The sequence below is a fragment of the Skermanella sp. genome, from assembly GCF_059503625.1.
This window is the reverse complement of record NZ_JCACHA010000117.1, coordinates 1-3,820: the sequence shown is the minus strand read 5'-3', so window position 1 is coordinate 3,820 and position 3,820 is coordinate 1. Positions and strand designations below refer to the sequence as shown.

Sequence of the window (3,820 nt, the reverse complement as noted above, 5' to 3'; positions counted from 1 at the left end):
TCCTGCACGGTGAAGGGCTCGAAGCCGCGGCGCCGCGAGCCGGCCGGGGCCTCGACGACAAGGGTTCGCTCCTCGGTCACCGGCGGGGTGCGCCGGCCACTCTGCCGTTTGCGCTGCTGCCGGCGCGCCTGCCTGGTCCTGGCCCGTTTATCCAATCCCGTCGCCTTGTCCATGCCGCCCGGCGCCAGCTTCGGTTTCTTCGGCAGATCCTTCAGTCGAGCGTTCTCCGCGCGCAGTTGCTGGTTCTCCTCGCGCAGCGCTGTCACCTCGACCAAAAGCTGAACCACCAGCTTCTTCAGCTCGTCGGGGGACAGGGCGTCCAGGTCTGGAAGCGGTGGAACTGACATACCGTTAGCCAACCATGCCGACCCTCATCAAGGGAAGCCCTCACGTCAGATCGTCACACCTACCAACGGGGGAAACTAACCAAGTCCGTTAATCTGGTAGGCGGTAATGGCCGCGATGATGTGAACGAAGGCGTTGATGACGGATTGATGCTTGGACAGATTGAGGGAAGAGAACTCCTTGATATGGCCGATGATGGTCTCGGCCATGTTCCGCGCCTTGAGTGGGGCGGGCTCCGGTGCGCTGGGTATTCGAGCATCGACATGAACAACACTGCAGCCGAGCCGAATGGCATGGCCGCGCCTGCCGGCACAGCGGCGACGGAAACTTGCGGTTCTGATCGGCCACCTGGCCCGTCGGCAGATGGAAGCCGGCGCGGCAGCGGAGGAGGATTGCCATGACCGGCACGATCCCAACTCCGACGGACAAGATCCGCAGCCGTCACCGTGTTCGTCTGGCCCTGGTCTATGTGCGTCAGTCGACTCTCCAGCAGGTCGAACGCCATCAGGAATCAACGCGTCTCCAATATGGACTGGTGGAACGTGCCCTGGAACTCGGATGGCCACGCAAGCGCGTTGAAATCATCGATGATGACCTTGGTCGCTCCGGCACCTCAATGGAGGGGCGACCCGGTTTCCAGAGGCTGGTCGCCGAGGTCAGCCTCGGTCGCATCGGCCTGGTCCTGGGCCTTCCTGCACCAATGCCCCTCTAACTGGCTGACATCTCCAGCCGGGGCAATCAGCCGCCCTGTGATCAAAATCAACGTCGGCATCGTGCATCACTCAGCTTCCTTTGGCCAGTTGACAGTCGCGCGGGCGCGCGGTTCATCCCGCAGTTCATACACGTCAGCTGGTGCGCCGCCGTTCATGACAAACCGTTCGAATGGGTAGAGCTGATGCGCGAAGTGCTGTTCATATCGGGCGCGGACCCGGTAATCCTGGATCAGCCGCTCGTCCAATATTCGACGCACATCCAACGGCATCTCGGCGTAGAAGATTCCACGCTCGACCACAATGAACCGCGGCAGGTTGTCCAGAATGCGCCGCATTTCAACAGCGGGCTCGATCCAGGGGCAGCCATCGCGTCCTGGCTGGAGAAAGCTCGGCATACCGGTAAAAGCAAACCGGGTCGGGATCACCGCGCCGGTCAGATAGTAGATTGCCGGCTGGAAGCCGACGACGTAGATCGCATCACCCAGCTTGAGTAGAGGTTTGAGATCGGCCGTGACGCGTCGGGGCGTGTCGCCCGCCCAGGTATCGCCGGCGAGCCGGTCCTTGACGATGTGGAAGCTGTGCATGATCGGGTTCTTGGCCACCGCGAACAGGGTGAGCCCCACCAGCATGGCCAATGTCACTCCAACACGACGCCGGTCGGGCAAATGTATCAGCAGACCGCGTCCGATCACCAGCCCGCCAAGCAGGCTGAGCGGGGGCAGGAACTGCAGGAAGTAATGATCAGAGGCGATCCGCAGAAACAACTGGCACAGGACAATGGCAAACACCCAGACACCAAGAAAGACGGTCGCCCGAAACTCCCGCCCGTCGAGCGTCAGCCGGCGAACGAAAACAGCCGCCAGTAGTCCGCCGATCCAGAGCGGCGCCTGTTCCGCCACGGACCACAGAGCTGGCAGCCAAGCCAACTCACGGTCTCCCGTGTAGAACGCGGAGTGCGCCGTGATGTTGGCCGCGACCCAGGCATCCCAGTGGCCGGTGCCGGCATAGAGCGCCATCACAGCCAAGCTTGGAAGCGGGACGGCGAGACCCAGCGCGATCAAAGGCCGGAGGTTGGCTCGCGCGTGATGGCGCAAAACCCGCCAGTTCGGGGTCGTCAGAATGAAAAAGCTGGCTAAGAAGGCCAGCATGTCGAACAGCACGGATTGCTTGATCTGGATGCCAATCCCGAGCGTTAGCCCGGCAGCGATCATGGGTCCGAGGCTCGGTGGCAGTCGATGGTGGATGGCTCGCAGGATCAGCAGCAGAGTCAGCACCGCGCAGGCCGTGTGGAAGATTTCCCCCTGAAACGCCATGCCGCCGTTGACCAGGCTGAAGACGATGTAGCCCAGGCCTGCACTGATGCCGATCAGCCGTCGCTCATCGCTGAACAGCAGGCTCGAGACCCGGCACAGCAGGTAAGCGGTCAGCCCCACGACAACGCTGGCTCCGATGCGGCTGGAGATCACCGGGTCGAACGGCGAAGCCGCGAAAGGCATTGCCAGCGCGAACAGGCCGAACGGCTTCAAGTCGCAGACGGTCGTGTATGGCAGATGCCCGCGCGCGAACTCCAGCCCCATCAGCAGATACATGCTCTCATCATAGTTGAGAACGGAATAGAGCAGTGCCGGCGCCCGGACAATGACAGCAACAATGATGAAACCTGCCGCCACAACTATCCCATAACGAAGCAGAGCTGCGGCTTGTGGAAAGGAGCGCATGACGAGCCTTGGATCAGGAGAGCGATGGCATCGGTGTTGTTGCGCCGCAGCAGCTCTGGCGGCATCTTATCCGGCTTGTGCCAGAGAGGCGGGCGCTTTCCTTTAGCAGGTTGTAAGACCCTCCTGTCTCACTTGGCCCACCACGCCTCGATAGCGGGGGAGCCCAGCGGCCGGTCGGCTTCCTGTTCCGACCGGACGTCTGCCCGACCGAACCTGTCCCAGTAAGCGTAGTGGGAAGTGGCCATATACCATCCCGAGAGCAGGTACTCATTCCATGCGATAACACGATCAAGGGCTCGGGTAGCCGGGATCAGCTCCTTGCGGGAGGTGGCGCGTCCGACCCGACTGATCAGGTCATCGACCACGGGATCCTGGATGCCGGGAATATTGACGGTGTAACGCTCATAGGCAAACCTCGATCCCCAGTAGAACTCCTGCTCCGGGCCGGGAAGATCCGTGGTGCCGAAAAACTGAAAGGTCATGTCGAAATCGAAATCCACCCTGGATCGTCTCTCGAACTGAGGCACGTCGATGATCCGCAGGCGGGCATCGATGCCTGCTCTCCTGAGGCTGGTGACGAAAGCGAGGACCACGTTCCGGAAGTCTGAACTCGCAGTGATAATCTCGACTGACAGCGGCTTGCCTGTACCGTTCACCAAGGATCCTTGATGAAGAGCATAGCCCGCCTGCGCGAACAGTTCGAAAGCCTTGCGACGTTGCTGACGCTGATAACCAGTGCCGTCACTGACTGGAAGAGCGAATTCCCGCTGAAGCGTCTCATCCCTGATACTCCCCTTCCAGGGCAGGAGCAGCTCGATTTCCGCAGCTGAGGGGTGGCTCTGGGCGGCGAGTTCCGAATTGGGAAACCGGCTGTGATTGCGCTCGGCCCATCCCCCCATCAAGACCCTGTTGATCCATTCGAAGTCGAAGAGTTGCGTGATCGCGTCCCGGATCAGCCTGTTGTCGAAAGGAGGACGTCTCAGATTGAACGCGAAGTTCATGCTCCCCAGCGCACCCTGGAGCCGGGATTGAACTTTGATAAGG

General features: G+C 61.2%; 5 protein-coding genes. 1 reads left to right on the top strand and 4 read right to left on the bottom strand.

The features are described from left to right. Positions 1-347: hypothetical protein (locus AC5JJ6_RS03215; protein ID WP_496040661.1), on the bottom strand; the 347-nt coding region annotated here is incomplete at its 3' end. 75 nt (positions 348-422) lie between these two features. Then, positions 423-554, bottom strand: coding sequence for a hypothetical protein (locus AC5JJ6_RS03210; protein ID WP_496040660.1), 132 nt, complete (start codon positions 552-554; stop codon positions 423-425). 188 nt (positions 555-742) lie between these two features. On the opposite strand from AC5JJ6_RS03210, the gene AC5JJ6_RS03205 reads away from it, so the two are divergent. Then, on the top strand, positions 743-1,057 hold the full coding sequence (locus tag AC5JJ6_RS03205) for a recombinase family protein (protein WP_496040659.1): 315 nt from the start codon (positions 743-745) through the stop codon (positions 1,055-1,057). A gap of 66 nt (positions 1,058-1,123) precedes the next feature. Here the strand turns inward: AC5JJ6_RS03205 and AC5JJ6_RS03200 are convergent, their stop codons facing one another. Beyond that, complete coding sequence (locus AC5JJ6_RS03200) at positions 1,124-2,728, bottom strand: ArnT family glycosyltransferase (protein WP_496040658.1); 1,605 nt, start codon at positions 2,726-2,728, stop codon at positions 1,124-1,126. 176 nt (positions 2,729-2,904) lie between these two features. Further along, the coding region (locus tag AC5JJ6_RS03195; protein WP_496040657.1) for an ABC transporter substrate-binding protein at positions 2,905-3,820 on the bottom strand (916 nt) is incomplete at its 5' end.

Bases quoted from the DNA above. Each gene is read 5' to 3' on its own strand.
- AC5JJ6_RS03210 (WP_496040660.1), bottom strand. From the start codon at position 554: ATGGCCGAGACCATCATCGGCCATATCAAGGAGTTCTCTTCCCTCAAT.
- AC5JJ6_RS03205 (WP_496040659.1), top strand. From the start codon at position 743: ATGACCGGCACGATCCCAACTCCGACGGACAAGATCCGCAGCCGTCAC.